Source organism: Spirosoma knui (assembly GCF_054780635.1).
This window is the reverse complement of the sequence record NZ_BAAGVY010000014.1, coordinates 156370-174281: the sequence shown is the minus strand read 5'-3', so window position 1 is coordinate 174281 and position 17912 is coordinate 156370. Positions and strand designations below refer to the sequence as shown.

Below are 17912 nucleotides of genomic sequence, written 5' to 3'. Positions count from 1 at the left end.
TTCCTGAACGATAGAATAGCGGTCTTCGGGGGTGAAACTTCGCCTAATTTTACTCATGATTTCTGAATGTAGTAGGACTAAACTGTTTTTACAATTTCGTCCAGCCATTCAGGGGGCTAAGACACCCATATCACCCGTACCATTAAGCAAGATCGAAAGGGTAATATTTGGATGGCAACCTTTGGTGGGGTGTATCGGTATGACGGAAAATTGTTTACCAATGTGACCAGTCAAGTGAGTTTAGCTCATTTTTTTTCGGTGTTAGAAGATCGAAAAGGAAACTTTTGGTTTAGTACCGTTGATGAAGGGGTTTATTATTACGACGGGAAATCCTTTCAACATTTTACTACCCAGCAGGGGCTTGCCAGTAATGGGGTTTTTGATATTTACGAAGATAAAGCTGAGACTATTTGGTTCGGCACTGGAGATGGAGCTAGCCGTTACGATGGGAAATCCTTTCGAAATTTTAAGATGAATGAAGGGTTAAATTTAACACCGGACGAAAGGCTCTTCCTTAAGAATGATAATGAAGTTAATTCGATTATTGAAGATAAAACCGGGAAATTCTGGTTTGCCACCAGAGGTAATGCCTTCCTTTATGATGGAAAAACATTTACCGATCTCACTCATGAGGGCACCCCGTTTATAAATGTTCGTACGATCATCGAAGATAAAAAAGGCAATATCTGGCTGGGGGGCCAGTATGGGCTTTGGCGCTATGACGGCAGTAGCTTTACCAATTTCACCGAGCGTGGTGTTTCGTATGTTTACGAAGATAAAAAAGGCAACATCTGGACGAGTTCACTAACGAACTGGGGTTGGTCACTCTTCCGTTATGATGAAACTACTTTGCCCAGCAAAAATCCCACGGTAACCGAGGTAGAGTTAAATTCTGACGATACGAAAACCATGCTTTTGGGGATTTTAGAGGCTAGCGATGGCAGTATTTGGTTCGGTTCAGGTGGGGCATATCGGTATGATGGAAAGACCATTACGGACTTTAAGCAGTAAAGAGAATTGATAAAATGTGTAGCTGTTGCTTAAAATGCCCATTTCTAGAAGCAGATGCATGAATGTTCTATCGTTTTAAGAAAAGAAGGTTCTTTAAAGCGTTTTACAAAAAACGCTCTCTGCATCGGGGTAAGAACACGAGTAGGTGCCAAGAGACTTCCTCGGCAACTATCGACTCGGCATGATGTAAGGTATCGTTGACAGCCAGAATCGCTGCTTGGTGTAAGCAAACTCTACTTCAGCAATGACGGCTTGATTACCCGACGAAGGTCTTTTTAAGTTTATCTGATAAGACCGGTGAACAGGATCGTCTTTGGGGGAAATTGCAGACCTCGTCAATGGTATTGATTTCTTTTTCCACTGGGCCTCCCGAAAATCAAGCGTAGGTGACGTAGCGGTCCAAACGCGCGCCGATACCGCAGAGTCTTTCGTGACTATTACCAACCGGGACTCCTGTGCGGTTGACTGGAAAGTGCTTTCGACTGTCGGCATGGATTTTCCCTGAGCAACCCGCTGAATAAACGCATAGGCCGTTGGATAAAGCCGGGAATCATAATTGGCTCCTACATGCCCCGTATTTGGTAAGGAGAGTACGGACTTGCTGCCAGGTAAATCGGGCCAATAGAGGTTCAATGCGTCGACAGGCGTATAATCATCGTTCGTCCCGACGATAACCAGCTTAGGCATGGTTAGATGCTGACGATAGGTATATGCGTCCACAATATCCAGCAGTTGTCGACCTGTAGGGCTATTGATTTGTTCAATGATTCGTTTAGCCGCTAAAGCCGACTGATCCAAAGCGCTATAAGTAGCATAATAGTGGGGGATTTGAAGCGCTGAATGTAAGGTATTGAACCCTTGAGCAATCAGCCCGGCTACGCGTCGGTCAACAGCAGCCGTTAACCAGGCGGTATGCCCTCTTTTTGAATGGCCTGCGACCACAAACCGGTTAAGCAATGGCAGATGATGACGTTGGCTGGCCGCTTGCAGCACATCCATGGCCCGAACCGTTGCTTTCACCATAGGCAACAGCAGAGGCCAGGTGGTGTCTTTGGTGGCCAAAAATTGTTCAAACGTAAAGTTGAGTAGTTCTTCCTCTTCTTTACCATCAAACAGAGGTTGGTTAGGGATGTCGCACAAAATGGCACAGGGCACGCCGGTGGCTTGAGCAAGCTGGCTGAGAGCGGTTTGCGCCTGACTGACATCAAAATCCATTTGTAAAGTGAGAAATCCAGTTTGGGTTGACTTAGAATGGGGAAAGAAGACATACAACCGGTGTTTCCAGGGAATGCTTCGCCAAGTCTGCGATTGAAATAAAAGAGCAAGAAAGGTACCTTGAGGGGAATCTACTTGCTGAGTCAGGCGCCAAGTGAAGGTCGAATCAGGGGCATTTACATAGTTGGGCAAAACCGCCCATGAGTGCTGATCTCCAACGAATGAGGCCGGTGAACTCGAGGGCTGAGCAAAAGCACAACACCAGTTGATGCTCAACATAATAAACACACTGAAGCGAATTCCCATCTAATTACAGCATGACGCGCTAAGTCCTCTCTTTCCTAACCATTGATAAAATTAGCAGACAGGTTGGTTGTTACAAGTGTCCCCTAAAACGTCCATTTTGAACGAGGATTGCTAGATGTTCTCTATACTTACCCATTAAAATTAAGTGGTGTCGTAGACTGTGATCTTGCCAAATCTATATCTCATCTATTTCAATGGGAGTCGAGTGTGTGAGATACAGATTTGCCCCGCAAATGACAAGTCCCTGGCGCGTGATCCGTAGCAAGTTCTCTCCTAGATGAGTATCTATCTTGCAATTAGTTATACGTAATCAGAATGGCATGGAACAGCCGCAAGTAAGTCGTGACAATCGTTGTACTTTTTGTAATTGCACCCAATGATATAGAATTCTCCAGAACTGCCTACTCGCGTCGGATCGCTTCAACGGGGTCGAGTCGGGCGGCACGCATGGCCGGGTAGGTACCAAATATCACCCCAATCAGCATGGCGATGACCATGATTACGAAGAACGTGTTCCAGGTATAGGCAACCTGAAACGGTACGTCCGTAATCGCTTTTACAATGGGAATAAATGCCAGCGTACTAAGCAGGCCTAGTGCCAACCCCAGTAAGCTGCCGAAGGTTGAAATCGTGATCGACTCGGACAGAAACTGCCATAAGATATCCCGTTTTTTGGCACCAAGTGCCTTGCGAACGCCAATCTCCACAGTACGTTCAGTCACTGAAATCAGCAGTACGTTCATTACGCCAATGCCGCCGACAAGTACCGAAATTCCGACGATCAACCCCATGATAAGCCGGAACAACATGAACCCCTTGGCTGCCTGATCGACCCGCTGCTCATTGGTAGCAATTGAGAAATCCGTGAGCCCGTTTTTCATGTTCGCCTTCAGCCAGTTCTCAACTTCTGTTTTCAGGGCAGGGACATCCTCAACGCTCTCAGCTTCGATTACGCATAATGGTGGAGTCGCTTTTAAAGCGCTATCCGGCAGTACGGTTAAAGGTAACAATAGCTGTCCCGCTTTAGCATCTTTATCCGCCGAAATCCCGATCACTGTCACCACCTTACCTTTGTACACGATCTGCTGTCCGATCGCGTTTTTCTCTGGCTTGTTACCAACCAGTTGTTTGGCTAATCGCTGGTTGATAAAAGCCACCGGCCGTTGTTCGTTTAGTTCCGACTCGTTGAAAGCCCGGCCGTGAATCAGTTCAAGATCCGGGTGGAGCGGCAAACTTGCTCCCGTAACGATCGTACCTATTTTACGGTTGGTTGCCTTTTCGGAAATCTCATCGTTTTGTCGCGAGTAGAGATAAGCGGTTGCTGGTTTGGTGAGCGACGACCGCATGTTCCGAAACGTATCATGCTGGAAATAAGCGAAGTCATTTTTACGAACCTGCACTTCGTTCACCGATTTATACAGATTCGGCTGCACGACTATGGATTTCAGCGTTGTAGTTTTCGTGATTTGCTCTCGTGCATACTGTTCCATTCCGTCGATCAGCGACAGGATTGCTACCAAAGCAGCAACGCCAATCACAATACCGAGTATTGACAGCACGGTGTGAAAGAAGCGGGTGCGGATGTTTTGCAGGGCGGTTGCAAACGAAAAAAAGATCTTTTTCATCAGGAAAGAGGGCAGCCCTTGTTCGCAGACCGCAACACAAGATAGGGCGCTATCTTAAGTTTAAGCAATGCCAATATGACAAACGGCTAATTCGGGTTTTATACAGGGCTATAGGGTTGCCGCAGTCTTAGCTCAGCAGCCTTTCTTTCCTGTCCGCAACTGTCCGTTTAGCGTCCGTTTACGGACATAGCTATAGGACACTCAAAGTTAACTGACTGTAAATCAGAAATAATATTTGTGGTATGGCATTTGGGGAGTTTATAATTGACGGTCCAGAACCCTTTCAACCCAGATGCTCATGTTTCGCAATTACGTAAAAATCGCGTTGCGTAATCTCATTCGGAACCAGACATTCTCAGCCATAAACATTCTTGGCTTAGCGCTGGGTATGGCGTCCAGTTTGTTGATCCTACTCTGGATACAGGATGAGCTGAGCATCGGAACGCAATATGCCAACGCGCCTTATCTGTACCGGGTGATGGAGCACGAGATTGCCGATGGACGGATTGTCACGGACGAAGACACGCCCGGTATAATAGCCGATGAATTGAAACGGCAACTTCCTGAGGTCATATATGCCGCCGGATTTTCGTCGGTCGAGCAGCACGTGCTCAGCGTTGGGGATAAGGTTGCCCGGCAATTTGGCCATTACGTCGGAGCGGACTGGTTCAGCATGTATGGCTTACCAATACTTGCCGGAACACCCGCTACCGCCATCAGTACTCCCCGCACGATTGCCATCTCCCGGAACGTAGCCGAAACCTATTTTAATGACCCGCAAGCAGCTCTTGGAAAAGCCATCCGGATCGACAATGAAACTGATTATCAGATATCAGCGGTATTCGAGAATCTACCCACAAATGCCCCAGACAAATACGACTTTCTGCTCAACTGGACCGATTACCTGAAGCGAGAGCCCTGGCTTACCGATTGGAGTAACGCCGGTCCTGGAACCCGGCTCCAACTCTGGCCAGATGCCGATCCCGCTAAGGTCAACGCTAAACTGAAAACGTTCCTCAAAGGACGTAACAAAGACATTGGCGCTAACTTTACTATTGAGCTGTTTTTACAACCCGAAACCGAGGCTTATCTCTACTCCAATTTCAAAAACGGCCAGCGCGATGGCGGACGTATTGAGTACGTTCGCTTATTCAGCATCGTGGCCGCGTTTTTATTGCTGATCGCCAGCATCAACTTTATGAACTTAGCTACGGCCCGGTCGGCGAAGCGAGCGCGGGAGGTGGGCGTTCGGAAAGTAGTCGGAGCCGAACGATCATCGCTAATTGGGCAATTCATGGGGGAGGCTTTTCTCCTGACCACGCTGGCGTTGGTAGTAGCCGTGATGTTGGCGAATTTGCTGTTACCCATTTTCAATCAGCTAACCAGCAAGCAACTTACCTTACCGCTCAATCAGCCATTTTTCTGGTTACTGTTGCTCGCGCTGCTCATAGTAACCGGTGGACTGGCGGGCAGTTACCCATCTCTGTATCTGTCTTCACTTCAACCGGTGCGCATCCTGAAAGGCACAGTCCGGTTTGGCGCAGGGGCACAATTGCTCCGGAAAGGGCTGGTCGTCTTTCAGTTTGTATTGTCAATGCTGATGATTGTGGGAACGGTGGTGGTTTACCGGCAAATTCAATACATACAAACCAAAAACCTGGGCTTCGACCGTGAGAACTTAATCCAGGTAAAAAGCGAAGGAGCGCTGGCGCAAAATTATCAAACCTTTAAGCAAGAGTTGTTACGTATGCCCAGTATCCAATCCGTTACGCATATGCAAACGAGTCCCTTGTATAATGGCAACACAACCGACGGGATAGATTGGGTTGGAAAAAACCCGGCGGTGGCAATTCAGTTCAACAATACAGGCGTGGGCTACGATTTTGTCAGCACCATGAAATTGAAGCTGGTACGTGGACGTGACTTTTCACCCAGCTTTGGTACCGATTCAACGAATTACCTGATCAACGAGTCGGCGGCCAAACGGCTCGGCTATAAAGACCCGGTCGGCCAGCCACTCTCGTTCGGCAGAAGGCCGGGTAAGATTGTGGGATTGGTTAAAGACTTCCACTTTAATTCGCTCCACGTTCCGATTCGGCCGCTCATCATTCGCCTGACCGAACATTGGAACAACGATAATATTCTGATTCGCCCACGACCCGGTCAGACCAAGCAGGCCCTGGCCAGTATTGAAGCCCTGTACCGGGACATGAATCCCAGGCTTCCCTTCTCGTACTTCTTTGTCGATTCGGAATACGAGACGCTCTACCGAAGCGAAACCGTTGTCGGTACGTTAACTACGGTTTTTGCGGGTCTGGCCATATTCATTGCCTGCCTGGGCTTATTTGGCCTGGCGGCTTTCACCGCTGAGCAACGTACGAAAGAGATCGGCGTGCGTAAGGTATTGGGTGCATCAATCGCCAGCATCGTAGCGCTCTTGTCTAAAGATTTCCTTAAGCTGGTGGTTATCGCCATCCTGATTGCCTCGCCCGTGGCTGGGTACGTCATGCAGAAATGGTTACAGAATTATGAGTATCGAATTACCATCGGCTGGTGGATGTTCGCCCTGGCAGGCTCGCTGGCGATAGGCATCGCTTTGTTAACCGTCAGTTTCCAGAGCATCAAAGCCGCCCTGATGAATCCAGTTAAATCCTTAAAAACCGATTAGCTACGAACGTACGGCCTGGCATTAAAAAGCAGGATCTAGGTCGTCCATCCCACATCTTACGTTCATTCCTCTATAACACATGTTACGATTTATTAGCCTTATCGCCCTACTCTTTGCCCTGCCCTCTACGCTGCTGGCTCAGTCGGTATCGTTGAAACCACAGGTCGATCGACGTATTGAATTACTAAGTATCGTGTTTCGATTAGCGGGAAATAATGAATACAATGGAGACGACTTCGCGGCTTATGTACGGGACATTCACCAGCATTTTGATGCCTACAAAACACATCCGGCGGTAGTGATGGCTAAGCAAGTAGCGCAGGCTAACGGAGTCAGTTTTGATGCGGTCATGTCGATGGCCATTCACCTGGAGCAACCGCCATCGTTGACACCGATCGTAGCATTCACAAACGCGCATCTCGACAAACGCTGGGGCGCGACCAACGCTGAAAAATTCGCTACCCTGTTACAGAAATTCTACCAGGACGCGCACTGCCAGCAATTCTTCGATCAACATGAAGCTATGTACCAAACGGCTATCAACCGGTTCAGCCAGGTGTTAGATAAAATAGACAAGAACTGGTATAAGCAATACTACGGCACGCTCCCAGCCGGCAAGTTCAACGTAGTGATCGGTATCGGAAATGGCGGAGGTAATTATGGGCCAAAAGCGATTCTTCCGAACGAACAGGAAGAGATCTACGCCATTATGGGCACCTGGGCCGTTGACAGTACGCAGAATCCGGTTTACAGCGAAGGGGCCGTCTTACCGACCATTATTCACGAGTTTAATCACTCGTTCGTCAACGCACTGATCGATAAGCACGAAGACGAATTAGAAGCCGCGGGGAAAGCTATATTTCCGAACGTTGCCGAGCAAATGCGTCGGCAGGCATACACCAACTGGAAAACGATGTTTTATGAATCGCTGGTCCGCGCATCCGTCGTACGATACATGGCCAGTCACAACCAGGAGGGCTCAACGGCTAATCGGCAGCTACGCGATGAAGAAGCGCGGGGGTTTATCTGGACCCAAGGATTGGTTGACCTGCTGAACGACTATGAAAACAACCGGAGCCAGTACCCCACCTTATCGAGCTTTATGCCCCGTGTTGTTGAGTTTTTCGGCAAGACAGCGACTGACTTGCCTGCACTCCAGCAAGCTTACGATCAGAAGCGAGCCCACGTAGTAGCGGTTGAACCACTGACTGGTCAAACTCAGGTCATTGATCCGACCTTAACCGAGTTAGTGGTTCGATTTGATAAGCCGATGAACCCAAAGAAGATATCCATAAACCTGGGTACCAAAGGAAAAGAACACTTTCCATTGCGAGATGTCATAGGTTTTAGCGACAACAACCGATCGATTCGGTTAAAGGTAGCGCTAAAGCCAAATTGGGATTATTCCTTTTGGCTGACTGATAGAGGCTTCCAGACGCCCGAGGGCTATCCACTTGTGGAACACGAAGTAGCCTTTAAGACAAGCAATTAATCCAATACAATCACCCAGACAGCATCGTATCATGAAAAAAGTAATTCTATCAACGCTCCTAACTTTATCAATTGCCACCGCGTTTGCGCAGGGTAGCCCACAAGAAGACCTGGCCGGTGTACGGCAGGCTTGCTTCAACTATATCGATACGTTCTACAAAGTCGATACAACACTAGCGTATCAGAGTATTCATCCTACTTTGCAAAAGCGGGGGTTTTTATTCGACAACAACACTAACGCCTACTCGAAGCAGTTGGAAATGCCTTTTCCAGCCCTAATCCGGTTGGCCAAGACCTGGAACAAAGCGGGTAACCGCGTTGATGCCAATTCGCCGAGAACAGTCGACGTATTTGAGGTGGCCGACAAAACCGCGTCAGCCAAGGTAACGGCCGTGTGGGGGATCGACTATATTCACCTTATCAAAGACAACGGTCGCTGGATGATCGTCAACGTACTGTGGCAATCTCCGCCAAAGTTCTTGCAGGCAATGAAATAGCGTAAGAGAGCTGGTCCGCGCTGAATGTAAGACACGTAAGAGCTCCCTTTTGTATATCTAACCCTCTGCTTTGCAGTACAAAGAGGGATATAGAAATACTTAAACTGAGAATGAAACGCGGGTCTGTCTTTGTAGTCGCCTGCGCACGGAACCAACCGAAAATCTGACACCTTATGCTGCTTAACTTCATTAAAACCACCTGGCGTAGTATGATTCGCAACCGGGGGTATGCGCTGATTAACCTGACCGGCCTGACGCTGGGTCTGGGTGTCGCCATTGTGCTGTTCTGGATCGTGCGGTTCGAGTACAGTTTCGACCAGTATCACAAAAACGCCGACCGGCTCTACCGGCTGATCAACATAAATCAGAATAGCGAAAAAGGGTCGCACGTGCCGCAGGGCGTTATTCAGGCACTGAACAACCAGATTCCGGGCGTTGAGCGAGCCGTTAATACGTATGCCATCGATGCAGATGGGTTAAAAGTTGGGCAGACGGTGTTTAACGTTAAGCACATCTATTTTGCCCCGCCTTCGTTTCTGAACATGATTGATGTGGAATGGCTTAGCGGCTCACCTCAGCAATCGCTTAGTCAACCCTATCAGGTTGTTTTAGACGAACCAACCGCCAGACGTTTCTTCAAAAACGGGGATGCGCTCGGGAAGAAGATTCGCATCCGAAACGACGTTGACCTAACCGTGTCAGGCATTATTCGAAAGATGCCGATCAACTCGGAGTTTCAGATACAGGTGCTGGCCTCCCGCGAAACCCTGAAACGAATTCAACAGGAATACACGAATGAGACGTATTGGAATGGTGGTGATTCCATGCATCATGGCTACGTGCTGCTAAAACCGGGCGCATCTGTCCGGGCGATCGAAGCAGCATTAACCAAACTTGCTCATCAAAACAACAGCACTTGGTACAAAGGTTTTGAACTGCTGCCACTTGTCGATGTGCACCGCGACACGCAGAGCGACGCCGATCCGTACAACTATGTTATTCCGCAGTGGATGCTGTACACCTTGATGGGTATTGGTCTGTTCCTGGTTGTCATTGCATGCATCAATTTCATTAATCTGGCAACGGTACAAGCCTCCCAACGTGGTCGGGAAATAGCCGTCCGTAAAATTTTGGGGAGTAGTCGGACGCAACTCATCACGCAGTTCTTTGGCGAAACGGCTTTGCTGGTCTTTCTGTCTATTGGACTAGGCAGTCTGCTGGCTACGCAACTCATTCAGTACGCCGATCAGTTGTTGACCACTCAGGTAACACAGGCAGAGGTCTGGCGGGCTGATACCATTCTCTTTCTGGTCGTGCTGGGGGGTATCGTCACCGGCTTAGCGGGTAGTTATCCGGCATTGGTGTTAGCTGGCTTTCAACCGATCCGCGCGTTACGTAGCCGTTTGTTTATTGCCAAACGAAGCGGCATTTCGCTGCGGCAGGTCTTGGTCGTTACGCAGTTTGTGATTGCCCAGGTCCTGGTGATCTGTACGCTGATCGGCGTTAAACAGATACGATATTTCTACGAAACCGACTTGGGCTTCAACAAAGAAGCGGTCGTGACGGTGAAGATGCCCGACAAAGGCAATGCCGTTCTGCGCGAGCGTTTTCGGCAGCAGTTACAGCAGCATCCGGAAATTAAAGACGTAGCGTTTGCCCTGACGACACCATCGAGCAACCGCAACTGGTGGTGGGAGAACGTTCGTCACCATAACCTACCCAAAGGCGAACGTACCTTCCGGTTCCAGTACGTTGACACTAATTATTTCCACTTCTTCAAGATTCCCCTGCTGGCCGGTCGGTCGTGGGCCCAGGCGGATACCAACACGGTCGCCATCATCAACGAACGGGCCGCTCGCGAGCTAGGCTTCAAAACCCCAGAAAAGGCAATAGGCGAGCGTATTACGTTGTATGTTGATAAGCCCTTCACCATTATGGGCGTAGTGAAAGACTATCATTCGCAAAGTCTTAGATCAGACATCGTCCCCCACGTGTTTTTGTATGCCGGATGGAATTTTCAGGAAGCCAGCATCCGCATCGATCCAAGTCAGAAAACAGCCGCGCTTCAACACATTGGCCAGCACTGGAAAGCACTGTTTCCGAACTATTATTATGAACCGAGGTTTCTGGACGACGAACTACGAATCTTTTACGAAGACGAGCGTAAGCTGTCCAACTTTCTGACCCTCTTCGCTATTGTCGGCATCTTCATTGGCTGTCTCGGCCTGTTTGGTTTGGTTTCCTTCGTGGTCACCCAACGAACGAAAGAGATTGGCGTTCGGAAAGTACTTGGCGCAACCATCGTCAGCATTGTGTCGCTCCTGTCGAAAGATTTCCTTAAACTGGTTATGATCGCGTTCGTCATTGCCGCACCGATCGCCTACTACGCAATGAAGGTATTCTTACAGGAATATACGTACAAGATTGATATCGAATGGCCGGTGTTTGCCGTAGCCGGTCTACTTGCTGCCACCGTCGCGTTGTTTACGGTCAGCGTTCAGAGCATAAAAGCCGCGCTGATGAATCCGGTAAAAAGTTTACGAATGGAATGAAAGAAAGGGAGTAAAGGGAAGAGGACGAAGGAGCTTTTCTGCTCTTTCCTTACTCCCTCGTCCCCCTCCTCTCCTTACTTCCCCTAACTTATTATGTTCAAAAACTACGTTAAAATCGCCATCCGGAATCTGTGGAAACACAGGCTGTTTTCGTTTATCAACGTCTTTGGGTTGGCTTCTGGCCTAACGGTTTGTTTCCTGGCTATTGCGCATATCAAGGGAGCTTTCGACTACGATAATTTCCATCCAAACCGCGACCGGACGTACCGCATTATCACCGATGTGGTCGGCTTAGATAATGACGTAACGCCCTTTGCTACGTCGCCCATGCCGTTGGGTACGTTGCTTAAGCAGCAGTATGGATTTATAGAAGAAGCCACTCGGGTGGTCAGAACGTACGGCGAGTTTTCGAGTAATCACAAACGGCTTAGCACCATGTCGTTCGCCGTTGATCCGGGCTTTTTCCGAATCTTCAACTTCAAACTGGCAAAAGGCCGACCAGCTACCGAACCAAATACGGTTGTGCTTACGCAGGAGACAGCTACTAAATTCTTTGGTACGGCAAATCCAATCGGTCAGACTTTGACAAATAGCGATTTAGGCCCATTCACTGTTACGGGCGTACTTGCTGAGCAGCCCGCAAAATCGCATCTGGTATTCGACATGCTCTACTCGCTGGGAACGACGTTCAAACCCGAACACCGCTCGGCTTTTGAAGACTGGACTCAGTTCCAGACAGGATATACGTATGTTGTCGTAAAACCCGGCACAGCCGCCGATGCTCTCGATACTGTACTTCCTACTGTACTTAGCCGGGTTACTCATAATTTACGCTTCAAGGACGTAAAAGGTTACAGCTTTCGTACACAGCGATTCGACCAGTTATCGCCCGCCCGCGAAGAACTCATGCGGAGTACGTATGAACCTCAGGTTTCTGGTTTACTCGTGGAGATTGGCGTGGGCTTAGTGACACTGCTACTGGCGGTATTCAATTACATCAACCTCACCCTGGCCCGCTCCTTGAGTCGTGCGCGGGAGGTAGGCATTCGAAAAGTTTCCGGGGCTGTACGCTGGCAGTTGATCGGTCAGTTTATGGCGGAGTCGATTGTCTTATCCATACTGGCGCTGGGACTGGCTTACGGTATGCTGGAACTGATTAAACCCATGCCCTTTGTGCAGCAATGGCTCATCGGTGGCGTTCGCTGGGACTGGAAAATCTGGGTTGCCTTTATTTCGTTCAGCCTCGTAGCCGGGTCATTGGCAGGTCTTGTGCCAGCCAGAGTTTTATCCAGCTTTGACCCCGCTCAGGTATTACGTAGTCAAACCGGATTACGTATTGTTCGAGGAGTCTCTTTGCGAAAAGCACTGATTGTGGTTCAATTTGCAATTTCACTCGTTGCTATGATTGCCCTGCGCACCATGGTTCGTCAGATGGATTACATGGCCACGGGCGATTATGGTTTCCGACGCGAACGCATCCTTACTCTCCCGCTCAACGATGTCCCGACCCAGCGCTTCACCAATGAGCTAAACCAGTTAGCGGGCGTTGAACGCGTATCGGCAACGTCGGAACTGTTCGGCTCACACGGCAACACTCAACTGATAAAACCAGAACGATCTGGCCCCAATTCATTCATGGCGTTCGTTTGGTCAGTTAACCGCCAATTTGTTCCAACGATGAATCTGACGGTAGTGGCTGGGCAGAACCTACCCGTCAGCACAACGGATACATCTGCCGGATTGGTACTGATTAACGAAGAAGCCGTAAAAGCGTTTCGGCTAGGCACACCCCAGGAAGCCGTTGGCCAATCGGTCTGGCTCAATGACAGTACCGAAGTATCGATTGCTGGGGTCGTAAAAGATTTTCGGTTTACTTCATTTGCCTGGGCCATCAAACCATTGGTATTGAGTAACCAACCCAACCAGTTTCGCTATCTGACTGTCAGTGTAGCCGCCGGAGCCGAAGCCGCCGTACTGGCGGATGTCAAACGTATCTGGAAGCGGCTTTCTCCGTATGCTCCATTTGAAGGACAGTGGTACGACGACTTTTTGCAGCAGCGCCATTCGCACACGACGGATACTGATTTTATGAGTTTATTGATTGCGCTGGCCTTTTCCATTGCTTGTTTAGGCTTGTTAGGCATGGTCACCTATAACACCCAAACTCGCGTGAAGGAAGTCGGTGTCCGAAAGGTGATGGGTGCCGAGGTGCAACAGATCATCTGGCTGCTATCCCGCGATTTTGTGAAGTTACTACTCATCGCGGCTGCCATCGCGCTACCGCTGGGATATATAGCTGGTTACGCCTTTCTGTTTTCTTTCGCCTATCACGTTTCCATTGGCATCGAAACATTAGGACTCTGCGTAGGGGTATTGCTCCTGTTGGGTGTCTTAACCATCGGAATCAGGACGTACCGGGCTGCGCTGGCTAACCCAGCCGACAGTCTGCGGACGGAGTAAGGTTCGGATCAATCACACTCAAAGTCTATTTTCTTATGAAGTCTTTACTAACCATCGTTTGTCTCATTAGCCTTACGGTCTCACTGACCTATGCGCAATCGACAACTAAGACGCTGTCGTCTTTCGACAAAGTTGTTGTCAGCCCGCTTATCAAAATTGTTCTTGTAGCCGGTACCCAGGAGAATGTCCGGTTAGAGTATGAAAACGTCGCACCCGAGAAAGTGAACTGCTTTGTGCGCGATAACACCCTACGCCTTTATCTGGACGACGCCAAGATTGTTGTCAAACAGGAACGGGTGCACGACGGCGACAATTCGTCTAAACGTCCGATCTACGGGAAAGATGTGAAGGTAACGGCCTATATCACCTACCGTCAGTTGAACGAGCTGGAGGTACGCGGGGAAGAAGAGGCTGTCTGCCAAAGCGACATCAGTGGCGATGTATTCAAGCTTCGGGTGTATGGTCAGGCTACCGTAACCCTGGCTTCGCTGCACGTGAACGATTTAAGAGCGCACATCTACGGCGAAAACAAAGTAACTATTCAGTCGGGCAACGCCGATGAGCAGTTGTACCGGGTGTACGGCGAAAGCCAGATCGACGCCGAGAATCTGGTTGGCAAGAACGTAGCGACCAGCCTGTACGGCGACAGTCAGCTACGACTGTATGCGTCAAACCGCCTTGGCGTAACGGCTTTCGGCGAATCGAATGTGAGCTACACCGGCGGTGCTTATTTACAGAAAGGACTCGTGCTCGGCGACGTTCGCATTCATAAATCAAAGTAGTTAGGAAAATAGGCTTGACACTGGAAGTTCGATACCCACGTTAGGGTCAGCTAGCATATCATCGTTATGAAAAAACGTATAATGGCCTGGCTGATCATAAACCATTATAGCTTGAATGCTTGGCACGACGATCCAACAGGATTTAACCCCAAAGGCGAAATAGCGCTCGGTTTTCTCAACCATTTCATCCATACTTTGAGAAGGAGATTGTATCTCAACCGTAAATAATGGAGCATCCGATCGCTTAGCTGGCTCGTGGATCAACTCCAACGGAACACGCGGATAAGCTAACACATCAGGCGTTGAACCTTGCGGTTGTGTGTCGAGTGTTACTTCACTGACAACGCGGTACTTCGGGTTGAGGTGAGCCGATAGTTCAGTGATTAGGTTAGCCTGAATGGCACCGTGGGTAAGAGTAGGTCTTGGTTTACCGCGCTCGCGTTCGTAATCAGATAACTGTTCAACGGCTGCGTCCATAACACGACCAGTTTGCAGGAATATAATTTAATTACAACCAAAACTACACCTTAAGGTCAGTTCACCTATCATAATCGTTATCGATTGATAGCGTATTTATGATAACTGTCATCTGGATAAACAGAGATTTAGCAAACCTCATCTGTTTCAAATTACCTGTCCGCAAATGTACGTATCTCGTCCGTTTGCGGACATTTTCTTAATGGGCACTCGCAACCATAATTGACTATCAACCACTTACCTTTCTGGTACAGCGTTTGGGATACAATGCCAACGTACCATCCTGACCCGGTTGACTCATGTTACGCAACTACCTACTCATCGCCCTACGTAATCTTCGGAAACACAAAGCGTTCAGTATCATCAACATTGTTGGAGTTGCCGTTGGGTTAGCCTGCTTTTTATTGATTGCGCTGTACGTCAGAGATGAGCTTAGCTATGACCGGTATAATGCCAATGCTGACCGCGTTTACCGCGTAACCCGCACCTTCCTGTCGTCGGACGGAGCGCCATCGTTACGGCTGGCGCAGGCTGCTCCGCCATTTGGCCCCTTAATTAAGCAAGACTTTCCGGAGGCTGAACAAGTCGTCCGAACCCTGGAAACAAATGGCCTGATTCGCTACGGCGAAAACCGGTTCGATGAGCAGGATGTATATTTTGCGGAAGCCAACCTGTTCAAAACCTTGAGTTTTGAGTTGGTGAGCGGCAACCCGGATAAAGCGCTGGAAAACCCGTTTTCAATTATGTTTTCCCGGCCAATGGCGGAGAAATATTTTGGCAAAGAAAATCCCGTCGGCAAAACGATTCGGTATGATAATCAATTCGATATGACCGTTACGGGTGTTTATGAATCGTTGCCGGCACAAGCTCATTTTCACCCTCAGTTTTTGGTATCCTTTTCTACGTTGAACGATCCAAGGGCTTATGGGGCCGAGGGGTTACGGACCAACTGGAGCAACAATTCGTTCAATACGTACGTGCTATTGGCCAAAGGAAGCGATCCCCAACGTATAGAAAAGGCGTTCCCTGCTTTTCAGGACAAGCATGTGCCCAGCGAAGGTGGTACAAAGGCATCCAAATGGTCGGTGCTGAACCTCCAGAACGTAACCGACATCCACCTGCACTCGCATACCGACTCAGAAATCGAACCCAGTGGCGACATCCGGTACGTCTATTTATTTTCGGCCATCGGCTTATTCATTCTGCTGATTGCCTGCATCAATTACATGAATCTGGCAACGGCCCGTTCGGCGGGCCGGGCCAAGGAGGTTGGGATGCGCAAGGTTGTAGGGGCCTTGCGCACTCAACTCATTGGTCAGTTTTTAAGTGAGTCTATTTTACTGGTGCTTTTTGCCGTGGTGATTGCCATGATGCTCCTTCTCATCGGCCTGCCCTACCTGAATGAGTTTACGCAGAAACAACTCTCCTTCCAGCAGCTTCTCGATCCCATCTTTCTTGTTATCCTGGTTGTCATTACGTTACTGACCGGATTAGTCGCGGGTAGTTATCCGGCCTTTTTCCTGACCTCGTTCCGGCCCATCGGTGTCCTGAAAGGGCAGGTTGCTTCGGCCATGCGGAACGGTAACTTACGGCAGGTGCTGGTCGTTACTCAGTTCGCCATTGCCATTGCGCTCATCATCGCCACGGCGGTTGTGTACAACCAGATGAGCTACATTCAGAACTACCGCCTGGGTTATCAGAAAGATCAGATTGTTCTGTTATCCGACGTGGGTGATTCAACCACCAACTACGAAACTCTGAAGCAGGAGCTAAAATCCACCGGAGTTATTCGGGAAGTAGGTCGGTCGTCACGGGTTCCGTCCGGACGGCTGTTAGACTCGTGGGATGCGTCGGCCATGAAAGGCGACAGTATGGCTCCGGTTAGCGTCAATCTGCGAGGGCTGCAAATTGACGAAGACTTTATTCCGACGTATCAGATCAGTATGGCGGCCGGCCGCAATTTCTCGCGCTCATTCTCTACCGATACGTCCATGATTATTTTGAATGAGACGGCGGTGAAACTGTTAGGCTGGACACCGCAGCAAGCCATTGGTAAACGCTTCCGATACGGCCGTCGCGACGGTCAGATTATCGGCGTAACGAAAGATTACCACTTCGAATCGCTGCATCAGAATATGTCGGCGATTGCCATGGTGATGGCCCCCGAACGGCTCAACTGGCTGTCCATGCACATCGGGGGCGGTGGGCAACGCGTGGAAGCGGGATTAAAGCACATCGAATCGATCTGGAAAAAATACTTTCCGGAACGGCCGTTCGACTATCAATTTCTCGACGAACGCTTCGACCGGCTCTATGCTCGCGAACGTACGCAGCAGACCTTGTTCAGCATCTTTGCTGGAGTTGCCATTCTGATTTCCTGCCTGGGTCTGTTTGGCTTGTCGATGTTCATGGCCGAGCAACGGACCAAAGAGATCGGTATCCGAAAGGTATTAGGCGCGTCGGAGATCAGTCTGGTGACGCTGTTCTCGAAAGATTTTATGCGACTGGTAGTTATTGCCCTTGTCATTGCCTCCCCCGTAGCGTGGTACGCCATGCACAACTGGCTGAACGGATTCGCTTACCGAACCGATATTCACTGGTGGGTATTCCTGCTGGCGGGCGGCTTAACCGTCTTCATTGCTCTGCTAACCGTCTCGTTCCAATCCGTAAAAGCGGCTCTGGCAAATCCGATAAAATCACTTAGGACGGAGTGAAAGGAGTAAGGGGAAGAGAGGGAATAAAGGGAGGAGGGGAATAAAGAACTTTTATCTCCATTCTTGCCCTCCTTTTACTTCCCTTCTTCCCCCTCCTCCCTTTACTCCCTCTCT

At 49.3% G+C, this 17912-nt stretch carries 11 protein-coding genes and 1 pseudogene; 9 read left to right on the top strand and 3 right to left on the bottom strand.

Features of this window, described 5'->3' with window-relative positions:
* Positions 1-126 precede the first annotated feature (126 nt).
* Both ACYVIY_RS24530 and ACYVIY_RS24525 read left to right on the top strand, forming a co-directional pair.
* Positions 127-183: pseudogene (locus ACYVIY_RS24530) on the top strand (two-component regulator propeller domain-containing protein); the annotation flags it as partial.
* Positions 172-1011 carry a ligand-binding sensor domain-containing protein gene (locus ACYVIY_RS24525; protein WP_460979146.1) on the top strand — a complete coding sequence of 280 codons (840 nt, stop codon included), beginning with the start codon at positions 172-174 and terminating at the stop codon, positions 1009-1011. The pseudogene ACYVIY_RS24530 and the gene ACYVIY_RS24525, both read left to right, overlap by 12 nt.
* 168 nt (positions 1012-1179) lie before the next feature.
* On the opposite strand, the gene ACYVIY_RS24520 is transcribed toward ACYVIY_RS24525, so the two are convergent.
* Together ACYVIY_RS24520 and ACYVIY_RS24515 are read right to left on the bottom strand one after the other, a co-directional pair.
* Complete coding sequence (locus tag ACYVIY_RS24520) at positions 1180-2505, bottom strand: PhoPQ-activated protein PqaA family protein (RefSeq protein WP_460979150.1); 1326 nt, start codon at positions 2503-2505, stop codon at positions 1180-1182.
* Positions 2506-2933: 428 nt separating this feature from the next.
* On the bottom strand, positions 2934-4157 hold the full coding sequence (locus tag ACYVIY_RS24515) for an ABC transporter permease (protein WP_460979145.1): 1224 nt from the start codon (positions 4155-4157) through the stop codon (positions 2934-2936).
* 298 nt (positions 4158-4455) lie between these two features.
* Between ACYVIY_RS24515 and ACYVIY_RS24510 the strand changes: the two genes are divergently transcribed.
* The 6 genes from ACYVIY_RS24510 to ACYVIY_RS24485 all read left to right on the top strand — a co-directional run bounded on the left by ACYVIY_RS24510 (position 4456) and on the right by ACYVIY_RS24485 (position 14607).
* On the top strand, positions 4456-6825 hold the full coding sequence (locus ACYVIY_RS24510) for an ABC transporter permease (RefSeq protein WP_460979144.1): 2370 nt from the start codon (positions 4456-4458) through the stop codon (positions 6823-6825).
* 79 nt (positions 6826-6904) lie between these two features.
* Positions 6905-8317, top strand: a complete 1413-nt coding sequence (locus tag ACYVIY_RS24505; protein ID WP_460979143.1) for a DUF4932 domain-containing protein — start codon at positions 6905-6907, stop codon at positions 8315-8317.
* A gap of 31 nt (positions 8318-8348) precedes the next feature.
* Positions 8349-8813 carry a nuclear transport factor 2 family protein gene (locus ACYVIY_RS24500; RefSeq protein WP_460979142.1) on the top strand — a complete coding sequence of 155 codons (465 nt, stop codon included), beginning with the start codon at positions 8349-8351 and terminating at the stop codon, positions 8811-8813.
* Between the two features lie 173 nt (positions 8814-8986).
* Positions 8987-11365: an ABC transporter permease gene (locus ACYVIY_RS24495; protein ID WP_460979141.1), complete on the top strand. Its 2379-nt coding sequence runs from the start codon at positions 8987-8989 to the stop codon at positions 11363-11365.
* Between the two features lie 93 nt (positions 11366-11458).
* Positions 11459-13825 (top strand): ABC transporter permease, encoded by a 2367-nt coding sequence (locus ACYVIY_RS24490; RefSeq protein WP_460979140.1) that lies wholly within the window; start codon positions 11459-11461, stop codon positions 13823-13825.
* A 35-nt stretch (positions 13826-13860) separates the two neighbouring features.
* Positions 13861-14607, top strand: a complete 747-nt coding sequence (locus ACYVIY_RS24485; protein WP_460979138.1) for a GIN domain-containing protein — start codon at positions 13861-13863, stop codon at positions 14605-14607.
* Here ACYVIY_RS24485 and ACYVIY_RS24480 read toward each other — a convergent pair whose 3' ends face one another.
* On the bottom strand, positions 14608-15084 hold the full coding sequence (locus ACYVIY_RS24480) for a Uma2 family endonuclease (RefSeq protein ID WP_460979136.1): 477 nt from the start codon (positions 15082-15084) through the stop codon (positions 14608-14610).
* A 299-nt stretch (positions 15085-15383) separates the two neighbouring features.
* Between ACYVIY_RS24480 and ACYVIY_RS24475 the strand changes: the two genes are divergently transcribed.
* Positions 15384-17798: an ABC transporter permease gene (locus tag ACYVIY_RS24475; RefSeq protein ID WP_460979135.1), complete on the top strand. Its 2415-nt coding sequence runs from the start codon at positions 15384-15386 to the stop codon at positions 17796-17798.
* The last annotated feature ends 114 nt before the right edge of the window (positions 17799-17912 follow it).

Coding starts and splice junctions, on each gene's coding strand:
- ACYVIY_RS24490 (WP_460979140.1), top strand. CDS start 11,459: ATGTTCAAAAACTACGTTAAAATCGCCATCCGGAATCTGTGGAAACAC.
- ACYVIY_RS24495 (WP_460979141.1), top strand. CDS start 8,987: ATGCTGCTTAACTTCATTAAAACCACCTGGCGTAGTATGATTCGCAAC.
- ACYVIY_RS24515 (WP_460979145.1), bottom strand. CDS start 4,157: ATGAAAAAGATCTTTTTTTCGTTTGCAACCGCCCTGCAAAACATCCGC.
- ACYVIY_RS24475 (WP_460979135.1), top strand. CDS start 15,384: ATGTTACGCAACTACCTACTCATCGCCCTACGTAATCTTCGGAAACAC.
- ACYVIY_RS24525 (WP_460979146.1), top strand. CDS start 172: ATGGCAACCTTTGGTGGGGTGTATCGGTATGACGGAAAATTGTTTACC.
- ACYVIY_RS24485 (WP_460979138.1), top strand. CDS start 13,861: ATGAAGTCTTTACTAACCATCGTTTGTCTCATTAGCCTTACGGTCTCA.
- ACYVIY_RS24480 (WP_460979136.1), bottom strand. CDS start 15,084: ATGGACGCAGCCGTTGAACAGTTATCTGATTACGAACGCGAGCGCGGT.
- ACYVIY_RS24520 (WP_460979150.1), bottom strand. CDS start 2,505: ATGTTGAGCATCAACTGGTGTTGTGCTTTTGCTCAGCCCTCGAGTTCA.
- ACYVIY_RS24510 (WP_460979144.1), top strand. CDS start 4,456: ATGTTTCGCAATTACGTAAAAATCGCGTTGCGTAATCTCATTCGGAAC.
- ACYVIY_RS24500 (WP_460979142.1), top strand. CDS start 8,349: ATGAAAAAAGTAATTCTATCAACGCTCCTAACTTTATCAATTGCCACC.
- ACYVIY_RS24505 (WP_460979143.1), top strand. CDS start 6,905: ATGTTACGATTTATTAGCCTTATCGCCCTACTCTTTGCCCTGCCCTCT.